This is a genomic window from Natronosporangium hydrolyticum (assembly GCF_016925615.1).
Taxonomy (GTDB): domain Bacteria; phylum Actinomycetota; class Actinomycetes; order Mycobacteriales; family Micromonosporaceae; genus Natronosporangium; species Natronosporangium hydrolyticum.
This window is the reverse complement of record NZ_CP070499.1, coordinates 3,483,818-3,506,439: the sequence shown is the minus strand read 5'-3', so window position 1 is coordinate 3,506,439 and position 22,622 is coordinate 3,483,818. Positions and strand designations below refer to the sequence as shown.

The 22,622-nt window shown below is 70.0% G+C and carries 22 protein-coding genes and 2 pseudogenes; 13 read left to right on the top strand and 11 right to left on the bottom strand.

Features of this window, described 5'->3' with window-relative positions:
• Positions 1-9: 9 nt before the first annotated feature.
• The 3 genes from JQS43_RS15590 to JQS43_RS15580 all read left to right on the top strand — a co-directional run bounded on the left by JQS43_RS15590 (position 10) and on the right by JQS43_RS15580 (position 3,497).
• Positions 10-1,641 (top strand): alpha/beta hydrolase, encoded by a 1,632-nt coding sequence (locus tag JQS43_RS15590; protein WP_239675118.1) that lies wholly within the window; start codon positions 10-12, stop codon positions 1,639-1,641.
• Positions 1,642-2,260: 619 nt separating this feature from the next.
• Positions 2,261-3,211, top strand: coding sequence for a TIGR03557 family F420-dependent LLM class oxidoreductase (locus JQS43_RS15585; protein WP_239675117.1), 951 nt, complete (start codon positions 2,261-2,263; stop codon positions 3,209-3,211).
• A gap of 31 nt (positions 3,212-3,242) precedes the next feature.
• On the top strand, positions 3,243-3,497 hold the full coding sequence (locus JQS43_RS15580) for a hypothetical protein (protein WP_239675116.1): 255 nt from the start codon (positions 3,243-3,245) through the stop codon (positions 3,495-3,497).
• 4 nt (positions 3,498-3,501) lie between these two features.
• On the opposite strand, the gene JQS43_RS15575 is transcribed toward JQS43_RS15580, so the two are convergent.
• From JQS43_RS15575 to JQS43_RS15550, 6 genes are all read right to left on the bottom strand, one after another.
• A complete protein-coding gene (locus JQS43_RS15575; protein ID WP_239675115.1) occupies positions 3,502-4,194 on the bottom strand; it encodes a hypothetical protein in 693 nt (230 codons plus the stop codon).
• Positions 4,191-4,454 (bottom strand): hypothetical protein, encoded by a 264-nt coding sequence (locus tag JQS43_RS15570; protein ID WP_239675114.1) that lies wholly within the window; start codon positions 4,452-4,454, stop codon positions 4,191-4,193. The genes JQS43_RS15575 and JQS43_RS15570 overlap by 4 nt, the downstream gene beginning before the upstream one ends.
• 4 nt (positions 4,455-4,458) lie before the next feature.
• Positions 4,459-5,190, bottom strand: coding sequence for a GGDEF domain-containing protein (locus JQS43_RS15565; protein ID WP_239675113.1), 732 nt, complete (start codon positions 5,188-5,190; stop codon positions 4,459-4,461).
• Between the two features lie 304 nt (positions 5,191-5,494).
• A complete protein-coding gene (locus JQS43_RS15560) occupies positions 5,495-5,698 on the bottom strand; it encodes a DUF397 domain-containing protein (protein WP_239675112.1) in 204 nt (67 codons plus the stop codon).
• Positions 5,699-5,706: 8 nt separating this feature from the next.
• Positions 5,707-6,552, bottom strand: coding sequence for a helix-turn-helix domain-containing protein (locus JQS43_RS15555; RefSeq protein ID WP_239675111.1), 846 nt, complete (start codon positions 6,550-6,552; stop codon positions 5,707-5,709).
• 88 nt (positions 6,553-6,640) lie between these two features.
• On the bottom strand, positions 6,641-7,453 hold the full coding sequence (locus tag JQS43_RS15550) for an SAM-dependent methyltransferase (RefSeq protein WP_239675110.1): 813 nt from the start codon (positions 7,451-7,453) through the stop codon (positions 6,641-6,643).
• Positions 7,454-7,643: 190 nt separating this feature from the next.
• On the opposite strand from JQS43_RS15550, the gene JQS43_RS15545 reads away from it, so the two are divergent.
• Both JQS43_RS15545 and JQS43_RS15540 read left to right on the top strand, forming a co-directional pair.
• On the top strand, positions 7,644-8,843 hold the full coding sequence (locus JQS43_RS15545) for an acyl-CoA dehydrogenase family protein (RefSeq protein WP_239675109.1): 1,200 nt from the start codon (positions 7,644-7,646) through the stop codon (positions 8,841-8,843).
• Complete coding sequence (locus JQS43_RS15540; protein ID WP_239675108.1) at positions 8,840-10,054, top strand: acyl-CoA dehydrogenase family protein; 1,215 nt, start codon at positions 8,840-8,842, stop codon at positions 10,052-10,054. Before JQS43_RS15545 ends, JQS43_RS15540 begins: the two co-directional genes overlap by 4 nt.
• Here the strand turns inward: JQS43_RS15540 and JQS43_RS15535 are convergent.
• Positions 10,035-10,676: a TetR/AcrR family transcriptional regulator gene (locus JQS43_RS15535; protein WP_239675107.1), complete on the bottom strand. Its 642-nt coding sequence runs from the start codon at positions 10,674-10,676 to the stop codon at positions 10,035-10,037. The genes JQS43_RS15540 and JQS43_RS15535 overlap by 20 nt on opposite strands.
• A gap of 97 nt (positions 10,677-10,773) precedes the next feature.
• Here JQS43_RS15535 and JQS43_RS15530 point away from each other — a divergent pair, with 97 nt between their 5' ends.
• The 5 genes from JQS43_RS15530 (at position 10,774) to JQS43_RS15510 (ending at position 16,228) form a co-directional block, all read left to right on the top strand.
• The gene (locus JQS43_RS15530; RefSeq protein ID WP_239675106.1) at positions 10,774-11,925 is read left to right on the top strand and encodes an acyl-CoA dehydrogenase family protein; all 1,152 of its coding nucleotides are present in this window, start codon (positions 10,774-10,776) and stop codon (positions 11,923-11,925) included.
• Between the two features lie 23 nt (positions 11,926-11,948).
• On the top strand, positions 11,949-13,385 hold the full coding sequence (locus JQS43_RS15525; RefSeq protein WP_338037119.1) for an aldehyde dehydrogenase family protein: 1,437 nt from the start codon (positions 11,949-11,951) through the stop codon (positions 13,383-13,385).
• Complete coding sequence (locus JQS43_RS15520) at positions 13,382-14,467, top strand: zinc-binding dehydrogenase (protein WP_239675105.1); 1,086 nt, start codon at positions 13,382-13,384, stop codon at positions 14,465-14,467. Before JQS43_RS15525 ends, JQS43_RS15520 begins: the two co-directional genes overlap by 4 nt.
• Positions 14,468-14,490: 23 nt before the next feature.
• A complete protein-coding gene (locus tag JQS43_RS15515) occupies positions 14,491-15,168 on the top strand; it encodes an HAD family hydrolase (RefSeq protein ID WP_239675104.1) in 678 nt (225 codons plus the stop codon).
• Positions 15,169-15,253: 85 nt separating this feature from the next.
• A complete protein-coding gene (locus tag JQS43_RS15510; protein ID WP_239675103.1) occupies positions 15,254-16,228 on the top strand; it encodes a phosphatase PAP2 family protein in 975 nt (324 codons plus the stop codon).
• On the opposite strand, the gene JQS43_RS15505 is transcribed toward JQS43_RS15510, so the two are convergent.
• Positions 16,134-16,685, bottom strand: a complete 552-nt coding sequence (locus JQS43_RS15505) for a MarR family winged helix-turn-helix transcriptional regulator (protein WP_239675102.1) — start codon at positions 16,683-16,685, stop codon at positions 16,134-16,136. The genes JQS43_RS15510 and JQS43_RS15505 overlap by 95 nt on opposite strands.
• A gap of 603 nt (positions 16,686-17,288) precedes the next feature.
• Between JQS43_RS15505 and JQS43_RS15500 the strand changes: the two genes are divergently transcribed.
• The 3 genes from JQS43_RS15500 to JQS43_RS15490 all read left to right on the top strand — a co-directional run bounded on the left by JQS43_RS15500 (position 17,289) and on the right by JQS43_RS15490 (position 20,113).
• Entirely contained in the window at positions 17,289-18,011 is a 723-nt protein-coding gene (locus tag JQS43_RS15500; RefSeq protein WP_239675101.1) for an SDR family oxidoreductase, read from the top strand.
• Positions 18,012-18,323: 312 nt separating this feature from the next.
• Positions 18,324-18,980 carry a hypothetical protein gene (locus tag JQS43_RS15495; protein ID WP_239675100.1) on the top strand — a complete coding sequence of 219 codons (657 nt, stop codon included), beginning with the start codon at positions 18,324-18,326 and terminating at the stop codon, positions 18,978-18,980.
• 410 nt (positions 18,981-19,390) lie between these two features.
• On the top strand, positions 19,391-20,113 hold the full coding sequence (locus JQS43_RS15490; protein ID WP_239675099.1) for a hypothetical protein: 723 nt from the start codon (positions 19,391-19,393) through the stop codon (positions 20,111-20,113).
• Positions 20,114-20,669: 556 nt separating this feature from the next.
• Here JQS43_RS15490 and JQS43_RS26320 read toward each other — a convergent pair.
• From JQS43_RS26320 to JQS43_RS15480, 3 genes and pseudogenes are all read right to left on the bottom strand, one after another.
• Positions 20,670-20,993: pseudogene (locus JQS43_RS26320) on the bottom strand (transposase); the annotation flags it as partial.
• Positions 20,954-21,433: pseudogene (locus tag JQS43_RS26315) on the bottom strand (IS701 family transposase); the annotation flags it as partial. The pseudogenes JQS43_RS26320 and JQS43_RS26315, both read right to left, overlap by 40 nt.
• A 202-nt stretch (positions 21,434-21,635) precedes the next feature.
• Positions 21,636-22,616: a pirin family protein gene (locus tag JQS43_RS15480; RefSeq protein ID WP_239675098.1), complete on the bottom strand. Its 981-nt coding sequence runs from the start codon at positions 22,614-22,616 to the stop codon at positions 21,636-21,638.
• Between the last annotated feature and the right edge of the window lie 6 nt (positions 22,617-22,622).

The following is a 22,622-nucleotide window of genomic DNA, read 5'->3' as shown; positions in this document are numbered from 1 at the left end:
CTGCCGGACATGAAACGTACCCCCCGGATCGCGATCGCGGTCCTGCTGGCCACCGCTGTCACCGCCGCCGGCTGTAACGGAGTGACGGAGGAGCCGGCCGAGCCGGAGCCCACCCACGCTCCGGCGGCCTGGGATACCGACGTGGTGTGGGAACCGTGCCCGGAGCTGCCCCGGGAGGCGCTGTCGCAAGCGATGCCGGCCGGCGTGCTGCCCGGCATCGTCATGGATCTGATCACCGGGGTCGCCGCCAGCCTGTTGACCGCCGGTCGGACCTATGAGTGCACCACCTTGCCGGTGCCGCAGGACTGGGCCGAGCCCGACTCGGGTGACACCTTCGACCTGGCGTTGGTCCGGGTCCGCAAGGGTGACGATCCGGATCGGATCGGCTCGCTGGTGGTCAACCCGGGCGGTCCCGGTGCGTCGGGTGTGGACGCCGCAGTCTATCTCTCGTTGCAGCCGTTGCTGGGCGGTCTGCCGGATGCGGTGATGGACGATTTTGATCTGGTCGGCTTCGATCCCCGCGGGGTCGCCCGGTCGAGCCCGGTCTCCTGTTTCACCGATGCCGACCTGGACGAATCCTTCGGCGCCGACCCGGACCCGGTCAGCGACGCCGACTTCGACGCCGCCGTCGACGCGGCGCAGCAGCGGGTCGACAAGTGCGACGACGCGCACGGGGATGGCTTGAGCTACTACTCCACCCGGCAGACCGCGCACGACCTGGACGCGATCCGGGAGGCGGTCGGCGACGAGCAGTTGAGCTACCTGGGCTACTCCTACGGCACCCTGCTCGGCGCGGTCTACGCCCACCTCTACCCGGACAATGTGCGGGCGCTGGTTCTCGACGGTGCGGTCGACCCCAGCCGTGGGGTGGAAGGGGCCGCCGAGGGCGCCACGGAGGGCGGTCAGGCCGCTGGCTTCGAGCGGGCGTTCGACAACTTCGCCGCCTGGTGCGCGGCGACCCCGGGGCAGTGCCCGCTCGGTGACGATGCCCGCGCGGTGGTGACCGACGCGATCGAGCAGGCGCGGCAGGACCCGGTGCCGGGCCCGGGCGATCGGGACGCGACCGCCGGCTGGGTGTTCTACGCGGTGGTGTCGTCGCTCTACGTTGAGGAGTTGTGGCCACAGCTCGCCACCGCGATCCACGACCTGGGCCAGGGCGACCCGCGGGGTGTCTTCACCTTGGCGGACCTCTACAGTGGCCGCGACGGTAACGGCAGCTACCCCAACATGTTCGACGCGAACGCCGCGATCAACTGCGCCGACAGCGACTCCGAGCTGACCGTTGCGGAGGTTCGGACGCGGCAGGAGCAACAGCGGGAAGCGCATCCCCTCTTCGGAGCCCCGCTGGCGGTGATGGCACTGGAGTGTGTGTTGTGGCCCGGCGAGCCCGACCCGTACCCGTACGGGGAGGCAGAGGGGGCGCCGCCGATCCTGGTCATCGGCACCACCGGCGATCCGGCCACACCGTACGAGTCGACGCCCCGATTGGCGGACCTGCTCGGCACCGGCGTGGTGCTGACCTACGAGGGGGAGGGGCATACGGTCTACCCCCAGTCCGGCTGCGTCAACGACGCGGTCCACAGCTACCTGCTCGACGTGACCGCCCCAGAGGACGGCCTCACCTGCTCCACGGGTAGCTGACCGGCCCGCCCAGCCGGTCAGCCGGCGGCCGCGGTCGCTTAGCCCACAGCGACCGCGGCCGCCGCATTGCGTCGTCGGACGGGCGTTGGTGGCCCGTCGCCGCTCCGCCGCCGGGATGCCCGGCTCATCTCAGCGATCATCAATGTTCGCTTAATTCGATGGGTCGCCAAACTATTGACACCTGCAGTGGGGTGGTAGAAGCTCGACATAGGTCGGGTGACCTATGGCCGACAGGGCGCGTCGAGTGGCGTACATTCGACCGGGCTGAGGGGTCGCACTGGGTCCGGGCGACCTAACTCGATGCCGGCCCGGCGGACTTCGTCCTCTCCGGCGCCTCTGTGGCACCAGCTGACCAACGCCGCAGCGGGAACGAGTACAGCGCTGGTGGGGTGGCTGAACCAGCCACCCCACCAGCGGCACCCCCCGGCCAAGCTGCCTGACGTGTCATCCCCCCAGCTGGCCGCTGACCAAGAAATACCCGAGCGCTGCGCGGGCCAAACCTGACCATCGGGCTCCGCCGGTGAGCCGCGCCACAGCAGCAGTGGGCGGTTCCACGTTTCGGCTCGCCTGGCTCGGGAACAGATCTGCCAGCACCCGGCCCATCGGCAGGAGGCGGATCATGAAGATCGGCTACTTTCTCGCCACCGAGGAGTTCGGGCCGGCGCAGTTGCTGGCGCAGGCACAGGCCGCGGAGCGCGCCGGTTTCGAGGCGCTGTGGATCTCGGATCACTACCACCCCTGGACCGACACCCAGGGCGAGAGCCCGTTTGTCTGGTCGATGATCGGTGCGCTCAGCCAGGCCTGCCAGCTGCCGATCACTACCGCGGTGACCTGCCCGACCATGCGGATCCACCCCGCAGTACTGGCACAGGCCGCCGCCACCAGTTCGGTGCTCACCGGAGACCGGTTCGTGCTGGGGGTGGGTTCGGGTGAGGCCCTCAACGAACTCATCTTCGGTGACGCGTGGCCGAGCGCGAGCGTCCGGTTGGAGATGTTGGAGGAAGCGGTCACGGTGATGCGGGAGTTGTGGTCCGGCCGGATGGTCAACTTTCGGGGTCGCCATTACACCGTCTCCCAGGCCCGCCTCTACACGCTGCCGGATCGGCCGCCGCCGGTCTACGTGTCGGCCTTCGGGCCCAAGGCGGTGCAGCTCGCTGGCCGGATCGGCGACGGGTTCATCAGCGTGGCGCCACAGCCCGAGCCGGTGGCTGGGTTTCGGGAGCATGGTGGCGGCGGGAAGCCGGCGCAAGGGTCGTTCAAGGCCTGCTACGCGCCGGACGAGCAAGAGGCGGTCCAGCTAGCCCACCGGCTGTGGCCGAACGTGGGGTTACCCGGTGAACTCGCCCAGGTGCTGGCCACGCCGCGGCATGTGGAGCAGGCGGCCTCGTTGGTCACCGCCGAGCAGGTCCGTGACACCTTCGTCTGCGGCCCCGACCCCGAGGAGCACCGGCGCCGGATCCAGGCCTACACCGATGCCGGGTACGACGAGGTCTACGTGGCCAACAGCGGCCCATACCACGAAGGGTTCTTCGAGCTGTACGCCAAGGAGATCTTGCCGAGGCTCCACTGAACTAATGCAGCTGACACCAGAGGGAGGCGACATGAGCACATCACACCACCATGATTCGGGGAGGTCGGCGGAGGACGACGTCCCGGAGCAGGCGCCGGAACAGGTCGAACCTGCGGCGGAACCGCCGCCGCTCGGGGGTGACTTCGCCGAGGAGCATAGCGAGGTGACCTTCGCCGACCAGGATGCTGGCGGGCCGGAGGGGGAGAAGGAGCCGGAGGCGCCCAGCGGCTACGCCGGGATGGAGTCCCGCGGAGTGGCGAAACGGAAGCCGAAGGGCCAGCGCTGAGCGGTCAGCTCTGGCCGCTGAGATAGCCGCCGAGGAGCCGGCGGAATCTGGCGGCGTGCTGGTAGACGAGTTGAATCGAGAGCTCGGCGTCGGCGAGCAGCTCCACCAACCCGGCGTTGGCGGCCCGGACCGGGAGCTGCCCACGGCGGGCGGCGGCTCGTAGCCGCAGCAGCGCGTCCAGGTGGTTCTCGAAGAAGTGCTGATCGGGCAGTGGACCACCGAGCCAGTGCTGAGCCGATGCGGTCGAGGTCAGCTCCCAAACCACCGTGTCGGTGACCGCGTCGTCACGGGCGACCGTCACCAGGTGCGGGATCCGGACGACGCCCGAGGGGGTGACCGGCGGCGACCAGCTGGTGAGGCAGGCGCTGCTGAGCGCGTCGGACTCACGACCGGCGGCGAGGTGGACGGCGTACTCCAGGGCGAGGCGGACCCAGCGGGGGTCGCTGCGGGCCGGCACCAGCGTCATCGCCCGGACTCCGGGGTAGCGCAGCCGGGCGAGCGCCTGGGATTCGGGTTCGGCGCCGGTGGGGGCCCACACCACGAGGCGTTCATCTTCCCGAGCGAGTAGTCCGTCCGCCCAGGCGATTGATGCGGTGGGGGCGACGATCGCGGCGAGCCCGTCGGCGCCGGGGGGCTGCCACGGTGGCCAGACCAGCGGGAACTGGCGGGTTGTGCCCGGCGCGGGTTTCAGTATCATCGCTCACCTCCGGCGGGCTGTGCTTCCTCCCGGCGGACCAGGCACTCGGCGGGCACCGTGTCGACCACCGTGCCCCGCATACCTTGCCGCTGGTAGGTGACCATCACCGCGATCGGCGAGGCGCCCTCGACCGCTCCGGCGTGCCACTGGCCGTGGCGGTAGACCCAGACCGGTTCGCGTGATCGGTAGCCGACGGCGGGCTCGACGTGCGTGGGGTCGCGTTCCTCGGGGACGAACGGGGGGACCGGAGTCGTGCTCATGACCTCACCTCGCCGGTGCTTGCAGTAGCGGGGTGGATGGGGCGGTCACCGGTTGGCCGGTAATGCCTCGGGCCGGCGATGTCACCAGGGCGGCGGGCTGGGTGGAGCGGGCCTTGTGTCGATACATCGCCAGGTCCGCGGTGTGTAGCAGGTCGTTGAGCGCGGCGCCGGGGCGAACGGGGGTCACGCCGACCGCGGCGGTGACCCGTAGCCACCGGCCGTTGACCACCATCGGCGCGCCGAGCACGTCGGCGAGGTGGGCGCCCAACCGATCCGGGCGGCAGACGGCGGGCCGGTCTGGGTCGGCCGGGCCGCCGCGGCCATCGGTGAGCAGCGCCGCGAACTCGTCGCCGCCGAGGCGGGCGACCAGGTCCTGCTCGTTGGTGAGCCGGGCCAGCCGGCCGGCGAGCGTGACCAACACCTGATCGCCGGCGGAGTGCCCCAGGGTGTCGTTGACCTCTTTAAAGGAGTCGAGGTCGATCACCGCGCAGGCGGTGGCGGGGTGACCGGGGTCGGCGAGCAGCGCACTACCGCGCCGCTGGAAGGCCCGCCGGTTGGGCAGGCCGGTGAGCGGGTCGTGGTCGGCGGCGTGACGCTCGGCAGCGAGTTCGTTACGTAGGCGCGCCAAGTTTCCCTCGACCCGCTGCAGTCGATGGTGCAGCCGGAGCCCGGCGCCTAGCCCGAGGGCGGCTGCAGCGGCCGCGCCGGCGCCGACGGCGAAGCTGAGGGGTTCCACTGCGGAAGCTCCTTCGGGGGTGGTCTGGTGCGGACGTGCCGCCGTGGTGGGAGCTGAAAACACCACATTGGTCATCCGCTTTCGCGACTCCGCATCTGTGAAACACAGATTACGACCTTCGCGGGGCGCTGACAACCTCCGGGTTCGAGAATTAACAGCCCGGGACGGGGTGTGCTGCCATGGCAACTCGTTGTAAAGTGCCAGTCAAGCCTTGAGACAGGGCGAACACACGAAGGTCCCCCGGGGGGCGTGACCCCGGGGGACCTTCGCGGTTACCACCAGTCGTCAGTCGGAAGTGGACTGACTACAGGTCGTAGCTGCCCGCCTTCACGTCCGCGAGGAAGGCAGCGAAGTCGTGCCGATCCACGACGTGAGCGCCGATCGCCGGGCACTTACTGTCCCGGACCGCGATCACGCCGGGCAGGTTGTCGGCCACCTCAACGCAGGCCCCGTTGTTCTGGCCGCTGCGGGTGGACTTCCGCCAGGTTGCTTGAGACAGGTCGAACATGTTCTCTCCTAGTTTTCCCGTAATCTGGTCAACTCAGCCGTGGTAGTGGCGGGGTCTGCCGCCGCGTCCCGGATCCGGCTGAAGATCTCTTTGTACGCCCCGACCTCGGCTAGTCCATTCACCTCCTCAATCGCGAAGTCGGTCTCAAGGAAGACCGCTTGAGGTTCCCCACCGGGGAAGTCGAAGATGTTGATCGGGCCGCACATCCCCGGGTGCAGCCCGTCCTGGAACCGCAGCAGCCGGAGGTCCACCTTGGCGCGTTGGCTTAGCTCTATCAGTCGCGTGAAGAGGGCGTGCCGGTCCTCCCGGGTCCCCCACTGGTAGAGCAGCGACGCTTCGGTGACCACGACCTCCAGCCGGGGAGCGGTGCCGTCGTCACGGTCCAGGATCTCCTGGCGGCGTTGCCGGGCCTCCAGGGTCCGTTTGCGCCAGTCCGGAGACTGGGTCGCCACGTTCATCTGTGCCTCGGTGTAGGCGGGGGTCTGCAACAACCCGGGTAAGACCAGCGGCATGTAGAGGCAGACCCGAGTCGCGTCCGCCTCGAAGCCGGGGAACTCGGTGTCGCCGAAGACGTCGCCGTACTCGCGCCACCAGTCGCGGGCCCGAGCGCGGCGGGCGAGCTCTTCGAGCTCTCGCCGCTCCTCGTCGTTGACCTGATAGAAACGCAGCAGATCTCGGATGTCGCTGAGTTCCGGGCGTTTCCAGGTGTTTCCCTCAAATCGACCGAGCTTGCCGCGCCCCCACCCCAACTTGTCACAGACCTGGTTGGCGGTGAAGGTCGTGGCGCCCCGCAGCTCGGTGAGCCGGCGGGACAGCCGGCGTTTGGCGACCGTGGCGCCGTAGGCAACAGTCACCGGCTCACCTCCCTTAGCAGAGCCCTAGTAGTAGCATACAGGCTCCTAAGTTGTGAATCACAAGACGTGCAGCTGTCAAATTTCATGCTCAGGGCTTTCGGGCCACCCCCGCATAGCCCATCCGGGCACCGTCGCTATCGGCCGCTGGGAGGTCCTCCGCCCCCCAGAGCCCCACGAAGGTCACCGCAGGCGGCGCTCCGGGATGCGGCGGGACCAGCGCCAACCCCCGGAAGAACTGCTCAATCTCGGTCTTGGACCGATCGGTAGGCGGGTGTGCGGTATTCCGGTAGACCTGCTCGCTCAGGTCGCGCACCTGGTCGGAGAGTCGGTCGCCGACCGCGCTGTGGGACAGCGCCAGGTACGAGCCGGCGGGTACGGCGGCGAGGTAACGCGCGACCAGGCCCCACGGATCGTCATCGTCGTCGACGAAGTGGAGCACCGCCACCAGCAAGACTCCGACCGGCTGCGAGAAGTCGATCAACCGGCGGGTCTCCGGATGGTCGAGGATGGCGGCCGGGTCCCGGACGTCGGCCTGGACGGCGGTCGCGGTCGGCACCCCGTCGAGCAGGTCGGCGGCCTGCGCTACTACCGCCGGGTCCACGTCCACGTAGACCACCCGTCCGTCGGGGACCGACTCGGCGACCACATCGTGGGTGTTGCGTTGGGTCGGAAGCCCCGAGCCGAGATCGAGGAACTGGCGGATGCCGTACTCCGAGGCGAGGCGCCGGACCGCCCGCTGGAGGAACCCCCGGTTCGCCCAGGCGCCGTCCTGGACCGCCGGGATCAGCTGGACGATCTGCTCAGCCGCCGCTCGGTCGATCGGAGTGTGAGCAGCGCCGCCCAGGTAGTAGTCGTACATTCCCGCGGAGGTGGGCCGTTCGGGAATGCTCGTGTGGGTCATAGGGTGTCTCCAGGCAAGAGGGGTCGTGCTATCCGTGTGTAGGTACGTAGCAGTGTGACACTTGATACGCGAATCACAAACTACATCTACGGTGTGGCCAGGCACGACGCGTGCTGTGGGATCCCCAAAAGTGGTTACTCGCCGGTAGGATGCGGCTGACGGTCACTCCTCACCGGGCGGGAGATTACGCATGGCAACCGATCCACCCGCGGTCACCGCCGCCGACGTCCAGCAACGAGTGGCGGCCTTCCTGGCCGCGCATGATCCAGTGACGACACCGCGTGCTGACTTCCTCGCCGCGCGTTTCGATGCCGGGTTGGCGTGGGTCCACTACCCGGCCGGGCTCGGCGGGTTGGCCGCCCCGCGGCACCTGCAACCGGCGGTCGACGCGGCGTTTACCGCCGCGGGCGCGCCGGACAACCAACCCCGGCGGATCGGTATCGGTCTCGGGATGGCCGCGCCGACCATCCTGGCCCACGGCACCGACGCCCAACGACGACGCTTCCTCCGTCCGCTGTGGACCGGCGAGGAGGTGTGGTGCCAGCTCTTCAGCGAACCAGGCGCCGGCTCCGACCTCGCGGCGGTGGCGACCCGGGCAGTGCCGGACGGCGATGGTTGGCTGGTCACCGGGCAGAAGGTATGGACCTCGATCGCACACCAGGCCCGCTGGGGCATCCTGTTGGCGCGTACCGATCCGACGGTGCCGAAGCACAGTGGCCTCAGCTACTTCATCTGCGACCTGACCGCCCCGGGGGTCGAGGTCCGGCCGCTGCGGCAGCTCACCGGCGAGGCCGAATTCAACGAGGTCTTCCTGACCGAGGTCCGCATCCCGGATGAGCAGCGGCTCGGCGAGGTCGGGCAGGGGTGGCAGGTCGCGCGTACCACCCTGATGAACGAGCGGGTCTCGATCGGCGGTGGCGCCCAACCCCGGGAGGGCGGGGCGATCGGGCTGTTGGCCCAGACCTGGCGGCAGCGCCCGGAGCTGCGCACCAGCGGCGCCCACGATGCACTGTTGCGGCTGTGGGTTCGGGCCGAGGCGGCCCGGCTGACCTCGCAGCGGCTGCGGCAGGCCCTCGCCGCGGGGCAGCCCGGCCCCGAAGGTTCCGCGGTCAAGCTCAGCTTCGCCCAGCTCAACCAGGAAATCTCCAGTCTGGAGCTGGAGTTGCTCGGCGACGATGGGTTGCGCTACGACGACTGGACAATGCGCCGACCGGATCAGGTCGACTTCCTCGGCCGCAACCCGGGCTACCGCTACCTGCGGGCGAAGGGTAACTCGATCGAAGGCGGTACCTCCGAGATCCTGAAGAACGTCATCGCCGAGCGGGTGCTGGGGCTGCCGGCGGAACCCCGAGTAGACACCGACCGCGCCTGGAAGGACCTGCCCCGATGACTGACTCGCGCGCCACCGACCCGCCTGCGGCCACCGACCCGCCTGCGGCCACCGACCCGGCCACGGCCACCGCCCCGCCCGCCGTCGACCTGGTCGAGACCGAGACCGAGACCCAGCTCCGCGCCGCGGTGCGCGAGATGTTGACCCAGCTCAGCCCACCGGAGCAGGTGCTCGCCCGGTGCGAGTCGGCCGATCTTGATCCGGACCGACGACTGTGGCAGACCCTGGCGCGGGAGATGGGGCTGGCCGGGCTGGCGATCCCGGAGCGGTACGAGGGCGGCGGCGCCGGTTGGCGCGAGGTGTCGGTGGTGCTGACCGAGCTGGGCCGGGCGATCGCCCCCGTGCCGTACCTGGGCAGCGCGGTGCTGGCCACCGCCGCGCTGCTGGCCGCCCCGCCCGGACCCGCCCGCGACGAGCTGCTGCGGTCGCTGGCGGCGGGTGACGCGGTGGCGGCGTTGACGGTGCCGTTCGCCACCCCGCCAGGTCGGTGGGCGCCCACCGTCGTCGCCGACGAGGATCAGCTACTCACCGGCGCGGTGGTCGGGGTTGCCGATGCCGGCGCCGCGACGACGTTGCTGGTGCCGACCGAATCCGGTCTGTACGCGGTCCCGGCGACCGCCGCCGGAGTGACCGGTAACTCCGTGACCAGCTTCGATCTGACCCGCCCGCTGTGCGATTTGCGTCTGAGCCAGGCCGTCGGGCAGCGGTTGACCGACCCGCCGGCGGGCGCGGCAGCGGTGGCCACCGCGCTCACCACCGGGGCGGCGCTGCTCGCGGCCGAACAGGTCGGGGTGGCACAGTGGTGCCTGGATACCACTGTGGATTATGTTCGGACCCGGCATCAGTTCGGCCGGCCGGTGGGGTCGTTTCAGGCGGTGAAGCATCGGCTGGCCGATGTCTGGGTGGCGGTCAGCCAGGCCCGGGCGGTCGCCGACTACGCGGCGGCGGTGCTGGCGCAGGCCGAGTCGACCGAGGCCGGTGGCGCTGCCGGGGAGGCCGTGGTGGCGGCGGCCCTGGCCCAGTCGTTCTGCGCCCCGGTGGCGGTCGCCGCGGCCGAGGAGTGCGTGCAGCTGCACGGTGGGATCGGCTTCACCTGGGAGCACCCGGCCCACCTGTTTCTGAAGCGGGCCAAGTCCGCCGCGGTGGCGCTCGGCTCCGCCGACCGCCACCGCGGCGCCCTGGCCAGCGCGGTCAATCTGCCGGCTGCTTGACGACCGCGGGGTAGAGCGACTCGAACCCTTTGATCAGTGACTCGAGCCCGAGTTCGAAAGCGCCGTCGTCGACCTCGCTGCGGTGTTCGCTCAACCGGTGCGCGTCGGTCAGATGGGGATAGTTCTCGTCGTAGAGCGCCGGATCGGCGGGGAAGCCGAGCGCGAACGAGCCGAGCGCGGAGCCGGCGATGAAGAACCGCATGGTGGCCCCGATCCGGGTGGCGTACCGGGGTGGCCAGCCGGCGTCGACGAGCGCACCGTAGACCGCGTCGGCCAACCGGAGCGCCGCCGGCCGCCGGCCAGGGCCGTGGACCAGGAAGGGCACTACGTTCGGGTGCGCGGCGTAGGCCGCCCGGTAGGCGTGAGCCCAGCTACGCAGCGCGTCGGGCCACGCGTCCCGGCCGAACATCGACAGGTCCACGCCGGCGATGATCGCGTCGCCGACCGCGTCGAGGATCTCCTCTTTGGTGGCGAAGTGGTTGTAGAGCGAGGGGGCCTGGACCCGCAGTTCCCGGGCGAGCCGCCGGGTGGAGAGCGCGGGTAGGCCCTCGGTGTCGATGATCGTCGTCGCCGTCTCGATGATGCGTTGCCGGCTCAGGACTGGTCGGGCTGGCCGCGCCATCAGCAGCGGTCCTCTCGTTTCGGTTCCGGCGCCTCGTAGGTTAAGGTGAACCCGGAAACTAACAGTGATAGTTTACTGGTCATCGGGAGTGGCGTCGATGGATCTCGTGTTGTCGGAGGAGCAGGCGGCGGTGCGCCGGTTGGCAGCGGACTTCGTCGACCGCGAGATCGTGCCGCACGCGGCCGAGTGGGACCGGGCCGAGCAGGTCGACCCGACCGTCGTGCGGCGGTTGGGCCAGTTGGGCCTGCTCGGACTCACCATCCCGGAGGCCGACGGCGGGGTCGGCGGCGACCACTTGACGTACTGTCTGGTCACCGAGGAACTCGGCCGGGGCGACTCGTCGATCCGGGGCATCTTCTCGGTCTCGCTCGGCCTGGTCGGGCGGAGCATCGCCGGGTACGGCACCGACGACCAGCGCCAGCGCTGGCTGCCGGCGCTCTGCGCCGGCGAGGCACTTGGCTGTTTCGGGCTCACCGAACCGGAGGCCGGCTCCGACGCCGCCTCACTTACCACTCGGGCGGTCGCCGTCGGCGACCGATGGCGGTTGACCGGGTCCAAGACGTTCATCACCAACGGCAGCACCGCGAAGGTCGCATTGATCTTCGCCCGCACCGGCGAGGCCGGCCCCAAGGGGATTACCGCCTTTCTCGTCCCGACCGACTCGCCCGGCTTCGCCGCCACTGAGATCCACGGGAAGCTGGGCCTGCGGGGCCAGGCTACCGCCCAACTCACCCTCGACGAGGTGGAGGTGCCCGCCAGCGCCCAACTGGGGGAGCTGGGACAGGGCTTCACCATCGCGATGAACGCGCTCGCCAAGGGGCGGCTCTCGCTCGCCGCCGGCTGCGTTGGCATCCTGCAGGGATGCCTGACCGCGGCGGTCGAGTACGCCAAGGTCCGGCACCAGTTCGGGCGTCCGATCGCCGGCTTCCAGCTGGTGCAGCAACTGCTCGCGGAGATCGCGATGGCGACCGACGCCGCCCGGCTGCTGGTCTGGCGGGCCGCCGACCTCATCGACCGTGGTGAGCCGTTCGAGACCGAGGCGTCCATCGCCAAGCTCTACGCGAGTGAGGCCGCGGTGCGCGCCGCGAACTCCGCGCTACAGGTCTTCGGCGGGTACGGTTACGTGGATGAGTACCCGGTGGGCAAGTATCTGCGCGACGCCCGGGTCACCACCGTCTACGAAGGCACCAGCCAGATCCAGCAACTGATCATCGGTCGGGCGCTGACCGGGGTCAGCGCGTTCCGCTGAGACGGTACCCGGAGGTGCTATCTGTGATCACGCACGACACTCTCTACATTGGTGGAAGCTGGGCCTCGCCCAGCAGCGACGAGCGGCGGCCGGTGACCAATCCCGCCACTGGCGCCGTGATCGGCACCGTCCCCGACGCCGGGCCGGCCGACCTGGCCAGGGCGCTCAGCGCCGCCCGGGCTGCCTTCCCGGTCTGGGCGGCGACCAGCCTGCCGGAACGGGTCGCCGTCCTGCGGGCGATCCGGGACGGGCTCGCCGCCCGGCACGACGAACTCGCGGATCTGATCACCGCCGAGATGGGCGCCCCTCGGCGAGTCTCCCGGTCGCTGCAGGTCGGCCTGCCGCTGCAGGTGCTCGACGGTTACCTCAGCCTGCTGGCCGAGCCGGCGGCCGAGCCGGAGTTGATCGGCCACTCGCGGGTGTACCGGCAACCGGTCGGCGTGGTCGCCGCGATCACGCCCTGGAACTACCCGATCCACCAGGCGATCGCGAAGATCGCTCCGGCGCTCGCGGCCGGCTGCCCGGTGGTGCTCAAACCCAGCGAACTGACCCCGCTCTCGACCTACCTGCTCACTGAGATCATCGACGCCGCCGGCCTACCGCCGGGCGGGTTCAACCTGATCTGCGGTCCCGGCGCTGCGATCGGCGCGGAGCTCGTCGCCGACCCCACCGTGGACCTGGTCTCGTTCACCGGCTCCACCAGAGCCGGCCGGCAGGTCGCGGCAGCCGCAGCCGGGCAGCTCACCCGGGTGGCGTTGGAGCTGGGCGGCAAGTCGGCCAACATCCTGCTGCCCGACGCGGACCACCGCGTCGCGGTCAAGGTCGGCGTGGCCAACTGCTTTCTGAACACCGGGCAGACCTGCACGGCGCTTTCCCGGATGCTGGTGCACACCTCGGCGTACGAGGAGGCGGTGGAGCGCGCTGGCGAGTACGCCGCCGGCTTCACCGTCGGCGACCCCACCGACCCCGGCACCCGGCTCGGGCCGTTGGTCTCCGCGGCCCAACGAGATCGGGTCCAGTCGTTGGTGCAGCAGGGGATAGCCGCCGGAGCGCGGCTGGTGACCGGTGGACCGGCCGCCACCGGGCTGCCGGAGACCGGGCACTACGTCGCACCCACTGTGCTCGCCGACGTGCCGCCGGGCAGCGAACTGGCCCAGGAGGAGGTCTTCGGCCCGGTGCTGTCGATCCTGCCGTACCGGGACGTCGACGAGGCGGTTCGGATCGCCAACCACTCCCGGTACGGACTCACCGGTGGAGTCTGGTCGGCCGATCCAGAGCGCGCAGTGGCGGTCGCGCGCCGTCTGCGCACCGGGCAGGTCGACATCAACGGCGCGGCGTTCAACCCGGTGGCTCCATTCGGCGGGTACGGCGACTCCGGGCTCGGGCGCGAGCACGGCCGGTACGGGCTCGCGGAGTACCAGGAGCTCACCTCGGTGCAACTGCCGGAGCCGCGGTCATGAGCCGGACAGTGCCCGCAGCGGTGGTGTCCGGGGTCGGGCAGCCGCTCCGGATCGAGGAGATCACGCTGCCTGACCCCGGCCCGGGACAGGTACGGATCGAACTCCACGCTACCGGCGTCTGCCACTCCGACCGTTCCATCGCCGAGGGCACGCTCCGGCACCAGGTGCCGGTGGTGCTCGGCCACGAGGGCGCCGGCCGGGTGGCCGAGGTCGGTCCCGGGGTGACCGGGCTGGCGCCGGGCGACCCGGTGGTGCTCAACTGGGCCCCGGCCTGCCGGCAATGCTGGTGGTGTGATCGGGGCGAGCCATGGCTGTGCGCCCACGCCGACGACGACTGGTCCCGGCAGTACGCCGTCGATGCCGCCGGGCGGCCACTGCACCCCGGGCTCGGGATCGGAGCCTTCGCCACCGAGACCGTCGTCGCCGAGCAGGCCTGCATCCGGCTGCCGGAGGACATCCCGCTGCCCGAGGCGGCACTGCTGGGCTGCGCCGTACTCACCGGGGTGGGCGCGGTCCGTAATGCTGCCGGGGTCCGGCCCGGCGAGTCGGTGGTGGTGATCGGGCTCGGCGGGGTCGGGCTCGCCGCCCTGCAGGGGGCCCGGCTGGCCGGAGCAGACCCGATCATCGCGGTGGATCCGGTGCCGGGCAAGGCCGAGCTGGCTTACCGGCTGGGCGCCACCGAACTCTTGGCGCCCGGCCCCGACCTGGGCCGCCGGGTGCGGGCGTTGACCGGGGGCCGGGGGGCCGACCATGCCATCGAGTGCGTCGGGAAGGCCTCGACCATCCGGGCGGCGTGGTCGGCGACGCGCCGGGGTGGTCGCGCCACCGTAGTCGGACTCGGGTCCCGCACCGACGACCTCACCTTCAACGCACTCGAGATCGGCCACTTCGCCCGTACCCTGACGGCCAGCGTCTATGGCAGTACCGATCCCGTGGTCGAGGTGCCCAGGTTGCTCGATGAGTACCGGGCCGGCCAACTGGAGCTGTCTGCCCTGGTCACCGAGCGGATCCAGCTCGCGGAGGTGGGCGCCGCGCTGGCCGGTTTGGGCGCCGGCGCGCGTAGCGTCGTGATGTTTCGGTAAGGCCTGGCCGGTAGCCTGCGGGGATGGCTGACGGTAACCCGCTCCCGATCTCTACGGTCCTGTTCGACGCTGACGGTGTGCTGCAGCGGGCAGGCCCGCTGCACGCCCACTTCCAGGAGCGGTACGGCTGGCCCCGGGAGAAGCTTGACGCCTTCTTCCACCACCTGTTCCACGAACGGCTCTACCTCGACCAGGTGTTGCTCGGGGTGGGGGACCCGCGCACGGTCTTGGCGGCGGCGCTGGCGGACTGGGGCTGGCTGGCGGAGCCCGAGCGGTTCCTGGCGGACTGGTACGAGGTCGGCATCGTTCCGGACCCGGCGGCGCTGACTCTGGTGGACACGCTGCGGGAGGCGGGAATCCGCTGCGTACTAGCCTCCAATCAGGACATCGCGCGCGCGGAGTTCATGGACGACCAGCTCGGTTACCGGGTCCGGTTCGATCAGCGTTTCTACTCCGCCACGGTGGGCCACGCCAAGCCCGACCACGCCTACTTCGAAGCGGTGCTCGGGGCGCTGGCGGAGCCGGCCGGGCAGGTGCTCTTCATCGACGACAAGGCAGAGAATGTCAACGCGGCGAGGCAGTGCGGGTTGCGGGCCGAGGTGCTGCACCCCGGTGGCCGGCTCGCCGACCTGCTCGCCGGACACCGGTTGCCGGTGGTGCGGCCCGCCGGTCGCCCAGTCGGCGCTTCGGCCACGAGTTGAGCCGCCCTCCCGTCGGCATCATCGGGTCGGAGGACATGGCAGGATGCGGGATGTCGCTTTGGCCGGTACCCGCTAACGTGTGCGCATGCGACGGTTGACGTGGGGCTTGGCGGCATGGCTGCTGCTGCTGGTGGCTGCCCAGGTGGCAGCGTTCGAGCTGATCCGTCGCGTGTTTGTGGCCACGCGCCGTGGTCAGCTGCTCGACACCGTTGCGCTCAACGGCAACAGCATCGGCCAGGAACACATCGACGAAGTCGTCGATGTGGTGCTGAGCGCGATGACGGTGTTGTCGCTGGCGGCCGCCACCATCGTGATCGGTTTTATCGCGTTGATGCGGCGCCGGGTGGCGCTCGCGGCCGCCGCCACCCTGCTGATCATCGGGGCGAACCTCACCACCCAGGTGTTGAAGTACGCGATCGAGCGGCCGGAGTTCGGCGTCGACCTGGAGCGGGTGGGCGCCGGCAACAGCCTGCCCAGCGGCCACACCACCGTCGCCGCTTCCGTGGCGGTGGCGCTGGTGCTGGTCCTGCCGCCGGCGGTGCGGGGGGTGGCGGGCCTGATCGGCGGCGCGTACGCGGGGTTGGCCGGGGTGGCGACGCTCTCCGCCGGCTGGCACCGGCCCAGTGACGCGGTGGCATCATTCCTCGTGGTGGGGGTGTGGGCGGCGGTGGCCGGGCTGGTGCTGGCGATCGCGCACCACCAGGACCGGGCGGCCGGGCCCTCGCCGGGCCACCGGAAGCCGCTGTTGACGCTGCTGCTGGTGGGGCTGGTTCTGCTGGCCGGCGCAGGCGGGATGATGTTCCTGACCGCGCGGGAGTTGGCGGCGCAGCCCGCCTGGTATGACCAGCAGCTACTCTTCACCGCGTACGCGGGTGGGGCCGCCGGGATCGTCGGCGCGGCGAGTCTGATGATGGCGTTGGTGTTGGCCAGCGTCCACGTGGCGGTGCCGCCGCGCAACGGCTCGGTCAGTGTCCGGCAGGGGGCTCGGAGCGAGCCGCCGACAACTGAGTCAGCAGCGCACGAAGGGTCGCCGCGAGTTGCTTCCGTTGCGGCGCCGTAAGCGGCGCGAGCAGGGTCTCCTCGTGTCGTAGCAGCTCGTCCACGGTCCGTTCCACCAGCGCGTGGCCGGCGGCGGTGAGCGTGACCAGGACACCTCGGCCGTCGCCGCCGGCCGGCTGCCGCGCGACCAGGCCGCTCCGTTGCGCGCGGGCCACCCGCTGACTGACCGCTCCGGCGCTGACCAGGGCACGCTGCGCCAGTTGGCCGGGGGAGAGCTGGTATGGCGGGCCGGCGCGGCGCAGGGTGGCGAGCAGGTCCAGGGTGGCTGAGTCGATCCCGAGCTGGCCGAGCGTCCGCCGTCGGTCGTCGGCGAAGAGCTTCGCCAGCCGGGTGATTCGGGTGATCACCTGGATCGACTCCACCGGGGTAGCGGGTCGCTCCCGTCGCCAGGCCTCGGTGATCTCGTCCACCTGATCCGGGCTCGGCACAGGGTCGGTAGCGGTGCTGTCGTGCGCCATGCAGCTAGTTTAGGCCTTAAGGAATCTGCGCGAGCAGGAGTTTCCCCTGCACGCGCTGCCCTTGCTGGCTCGGGAGGCGACCTTGGTCGAACTGGCTGACGCGCCCTCGACCGTTCCGCCCATTTGTTGATCTTGTGGCGTTGGGCGGGAGGGGCGCGGACCCGGTTGCGTGGCCTACGAGAGCTGCTAGCCCAAACGGAGCAGCGCCCACCCGGTCAGCCGGCCGACTGTCGGCGCCGTGCCGGAGAACGATCGGGCAGGGCCCCACTGCTCGACGAGTTCTCTGCGCGGCGATTACCCCCGCCCCCAGGTGCAACGATGCCCAGATCGGGGAAAGCCCGGGCGGCGGTGGTCGCCCCGATATGGCCAGTCTGACCCCCGCCTAACCGTCCCCGGCGCGGTGGCGACAGCCGGCCGGCGCTGCTCCGTTTGTGCTAGCAGCTCTCGTAGGCCACGCAACCGGGTCTGCACCCCTCCCGCCCCAAGATCATCAAGTTGGGGTGGGGCGAGCCCGTCAAGACTGAACCGGCCGGCAGCGCCCCGAAGGGTTGCCGCGCGTTATAGTGAAATCACGCCAACTACTTTAGGTCTAAAGGAGTTTTCATGCGGCAGGTGGTGGTCACCGGCGGCGGCACCGGCATCGGGCTCGCGATCGCGCAGGCCTTCATCGCCAACGGCGACCGGGTCGCGATCACGGGCCGGCGGGAGTCTGTGCTGTCCGAGGCGGCGCAGCGGATCGGCGCGCAGGCGGTCAGCTTCGACGCGGCCGACCCGGTCGCGGTGCGGGCGAGCTTGCCGGAGCTGCCGGCCGAGGTCGACGTGCTGGTCAACAATGCGGGCGGCATCGTGGCGGCCGGGGAGCCGGCACCGTCGCCAGACGAGCTGGTGGCCCTGGCCGAGGGGTGGCGCCACCAGCTGGCAGCGAACCTGCTCACGGCGGTCCTGGTGACCGCCGCGTTGCAGCCTCGGCTGGTTGACCACGGGCGGGTCATCACCATCGGCTCGATCGCGGGCAGCCGCGGCGGTGGCGACTACGGTGCCGCCAAGGCCGCGGTGGTCGCCTGGAACGCCGACCTGGCGGCGAAACTGGGCCCGCGCGGCATCACCGCCAACGTGGTCGCCCCCGGGTTGGTGCTGGAGACCGAATTCTTCCAAGGGCGGCTCAGTGAGCAGCGGCGGCAGCGACTGGTCGCGGAGACCTCGGTTGGGCGCCCCGGCGCCCCCGCCGACGTCGCCGCGACCGTCGAGTTCGTCGCGTCGCCCGGCGCGCGTCACATCACCGGCCAGGTCATCCACGTCAACGGCGGCGCCTACCTGGGACGCTGACCGCCCCGCCCATCCCGCCCCGCCCCGCCCCGCCCCGCCCATCCCGCCCCGCCCATCCCGCCCCGCCCATCCCGCCCCGCCCCGCCCCGCCCCGCCCCGCGCCGCAAGATCATGGTGACCCAGCGGTTGCCAGGGCAGCCAGATATTCGCATTGATCTTCGCTACCGGGCTGCGCCGTGCTGGTCCTGAGGTGGCTGACTATCGATCGTTGCGGTTTGCGACTAGACTGCTCCACTGTGCCTACGGGTCCGCGACAGTAGCGTTGTTGATCCGCACCGGGTGTGTCGTTGCTGGTTAGGGGAGGGTCTTGCGGTGACTGCGAAAGCGGCTGGGCGGCGGTTCGTGGCGGTTCTCGGAGCGATGGCCCTGCTCGGTGCCGCCTGCGGGCAAGAGGAGTCGGATCTGCCGGATCCGCCGTCCGATGATCGGCCCGAGTTGTCGCAGCCGGTGGCGCCAGAGCTGACCGATGAGGAGCAGGCGGCCGTCGACGAGGTCACGGCCCTGGTCGACGAGTTCCTCGCCCTCTACCAGGAGATCCTCATTGAGGGCGAACCCGCGGTCAACTCCCGGCATTCGGAGCTTCCCGAGTTGGGCGGGCTTCTGTTGACGGGCACCTGGGACGAGATCGATGACAACGCCCGGAACGAATTGCGTGGAGACGGCGCCGTTACCTGGGAAATGGCGAAGGTCGTTGAGGTCGATCTTGATCGCTTCGCTAATGTAGGTGGCGAAGACCAGAACGTTCCGCTCGTTAACCTTCAATACTGCGTCGATGCGACTGATTGGCGGATCATCGATGGCTCGGGTGAGCCGGTCTCCTCGGATGAATCGGCTACGGTGTTTCACTCAGGAGTAAAGGAGTTGATTGCCGCCGAAGCAACGTTCTACGATCCCTCAAGTGTTGAACCTCGAGATAATCCGCAGTGGCGTCTCCGAGAGTGGGAGCCGATTGGTGGCGAGCCGTGCTGAAATTCGGAACTTCCTGGCGGTTTTCTGCGGCGGTCACGGTACCCACTCTAGTATTGACTACGGCGACGATTCTGCTGCCAGAACGATCTGTGGCGCAGCCTTCGGTTGATTGTCCAGCGGGAAGCCAACCCCAGATCGACGTCGCGACGTGCGGATTCAGCACCGGTGGAGGCGTGGATGAAGGGCCTTTCCAGTTCGACATTCCCGCGGGCCCGGCGGGTAATGGCTGTTCCCGGTCTGGTGTCCCAAACGACAGCCCGGCAGATTTACTGGACCGCCACGGGCCACAAGAGATTTCATGTGAATGGACTGGCGTTGGTGGGCCGGGCTCGAACGGACATTACCGCGGGTCCTATAGTTCGGACTGGGACTGCTACTTCAATGCCGAGGACGAGTCTCCCGTCCCTGGGATGGTTGGTTATAGCGAGGAGCTTGCCGAGGATGGGTTGGTTTACCTGGCGTCGTGTTTCCCGCCCCCACCACAGCGGACGGAGCAGGGTGACGCGGAGTCGCCTGCGGAGTTGGGGCACTGGAGCAGCGGGCCGTTCGGGGGCGAGCAGGATCCAGACGCGGCCCAGTGGGATGGCATAGGCGAGCTGGTGGTCCTGGAAGAGGCTCCGGACTTTGATGATCCGGAGCCCGGGTTGTTGGATGTGTGGGCCGAGGCGGTGGCCCAGCTGGAGATGCATGGGCCGACGATCGCTACCGCCCCACCGTCGCACGGCGGGTTGGTGCGGTTGCCGGTGTGGTTGTGGACCGAGGAGACCGACCTGACCTGGCCGGAGCCGCTGGAGGCGGTGGCGGAAGGTGGGCCCTGGTTGGTTGAGGCGTGGGCGGAGCCACAGCAGATCAGTTGGGACATGGGGGAGGGACGGCCGCCGGCCGTCTGTGACGGGCCGGGGGTGGCCTGGGAGTCGGGGATGGATTTCCTCAGCCCACCGGCGGACGCCTGCCGATACACCTACCAGCGGTCGAGCCGGCAGGAATCGGGCGGGGCGTTCCGGATGGTGGCGATGACGACGTGGCGGGTGTGGTGGCACATCAACGGGGAGTTCGACAACGATGTGCTCATCGAGGTCGGCAACAGCGGCGAATATGAGGTGTACGAGATCCAGGTGCTGACCGGCGGCTAATACGGCAGCCCGTGTTTGTTATGTAGGCGCTGCTCGATGTGTGAGCTGGCCTCGACGTCGGTAGTGGCTGGTCCGGGCGCGTTGCTGGTGCCGGCGTCGCCAGTGTGACCAGCCCAGCCAGTGGGCGATGGAATGGACAGTGTTGAGTGCCAGCCTGGCCAGTAGGCGCCGGATCTCGTTGATACTCAACGGAACCAGCGACTCGTCAGCGTCGGCCGGCCGGGCGCGTTCGTGGGCGGCGATCACGGCCAGCACCGCGTGGGCGAGCATCACCAAGGTCGTGTGCCGATACCAGGAGCCCCAGCGGCGGACCTGGTGCTCATCGAGCCCGAGCCCTTTGCCGGTCTGGAAGCAGGTCGCGATCGACCAGCGGCGCCCGGCCACAGCCACCAGCTCACGCAGGCTCACCGGCCGGGGTGACCAGCAGCGGTAGAACGCCAACTTCCCGTCCCGCCGGCCGCGACGTACCAGCAGGAAGTGGTGCCCGCCGTCCTCGTCTGGCGGTGGGTCGAGCCGCACCCAGGCCCAGTCGTACTCCCGCCAACCTTTCGACCCATCACCTGCCGAACGTCGGTTCCAACACCGCCGGGTCAACCCGGCCGCGACCCGGTCGGCCCGCGTGGGTCCCAGCGGGGTGCAGGTGGTTGACCCGGTGGCTCTTGGCCACCGCCAGCACGTAGCCCACACCGCGGGCCTGCAGATCCCGCCGCAGATGCCGGTCACCGCCGTAGAACTCGTCCGCGGTGGCCCACCCGGCCGGGACACCAGCCTGAAGGGTCCGGGTGAGCATCCGCCGCGCCAGCGTGATCTTGGTAGCGAACCGCACCTGCTCCGGACCCCAGCGGCGGCGCACCGCCGCGGCTGATCGGTCCAGGACCTGGGCAGGTAGATCTCCCGATCGATCAGCGTGTACCCACCGCCCGTGGTGGCGTAGCCCAGAAACACCGCCACCTGGCTGTTCTCGATCCGCCCGGCAGTGCCGGTGTACTGACGCTGCACCCCCACACTGTGTACACCCTTCTTAAGATCACCAGTGTCGTCGATGACCAGCACGGCCCGCGGATCGCCCAGCTCGTGCGCGACGTAGCTGCGCAGATCGTCACGTACCGCGTCGGGGTCCCAGACTGCCTCGGCGAGCAGCCGTTGCATGCCGTGCGGGGAGGTTTCACCGGCGTGCTCGGCCAGCTGCCAGCATGAGCGGGTCTCCACATCGGCGAGCAGCCCGAGCAGCCCGAGCAGGTAGGCCCGGGCGCGGCGTCGTGGCTCCACCCGGGTGAACCGGCCGGCGATTCGCGCGAAGGCGGCCTCGAAGTGTTCCATCCACCCGTGGGCGTCTACGCTGTGACCAGCGGCCGCCGTCGTTTGATCTTCACTTGGTCTCACAGCCGTGCATGATCAACCGGCGGCCGCGTTCACGCACGCCGACACGCCGAGACCGACCCCGGCCGCGCCAGCGCATCGTCAGACATCTACATAACGAAGTCGGGCTGCCGTACTAAGCGTCCGACGCCCGGCGGGAGAGTCACCCGGCAAAGGTGTTGCCGTGCCGGTCGCGTGCCTTCAGACGGGTGGTGGGCAGCGTCGGCGCCGGCAATGGGTCGCCCGGGTAGCCCTCGACCGTGCCGAACCGGCGGCCGGCCTGCCAATCTTCGCGGGCGGTCACAATCTCGTCGTGGCTTCGGCCGACGAAATTCCACCACATCACCAGCGGTTCCGCGAACGGTTCGCCGCCGAGTAGAAACAGCCGGGCGTCGCGGTCCGCTGCCAACGGGAGTTGGCCCCGGCCGTAGCCCAGATACAGCAAACTGCCCGGCGCCAGCGGAGCGCCGGCCACCTCCGCCTCGCCAGAGATCGAGAGCGCCGCGTACTCGAAGTCTGGTTCGAGCGGTAGCGCCGCGTCGGTGCCGGCGGCGACCGTGACGTCGGCCGCGAGCAGCGGCGAGTACGTCGTCGCCGGTGACCGGACCCCGCCGAGGTCGCCAACCACCACCGTGGTGGTCAAACCGCCGTCGGCGACCACCGGCATGTGCGGGTGGTGGTCGAAGGACGCTGCTCCGTGTCGGGCCGCCTCCGGCAACGCTACCCACAGCTGTAGGCCGTGCATAACCGGCGGATGCTCCGGTGGTGACTCCTCGGAGTGGGCGATGCCGTGACCCGAGGTCATCACATTCAGCTCGCCGGGCCGGACCGTGGCGAGGCTGCCGAGGCTGTCCCGGTGTCGGACCTCCCCGGCCATCAGCCAGGTTACCGTCTGCAGGCCGGTGTGCGGATGCGGCGGCACTTGCATGCCGGGGGTGCCGGCGACCTCGTCCGGGCCGAAGAGGTCGACGAAACACCAGGCGCCGACCATCCGGCGGGGCCGCTGCGGCAGCAGTCGCCGCACCGTCGTGTAACGGCCGAGCGGCACATCATGACCGGGCAGCAACACGCTTTCGGGCTCCGCCACCGTGGCCACCGCCGCGTCGTACCTGTCGGTTGCCTGACTCGGGTCAGCGCCTGCCATGGGTCG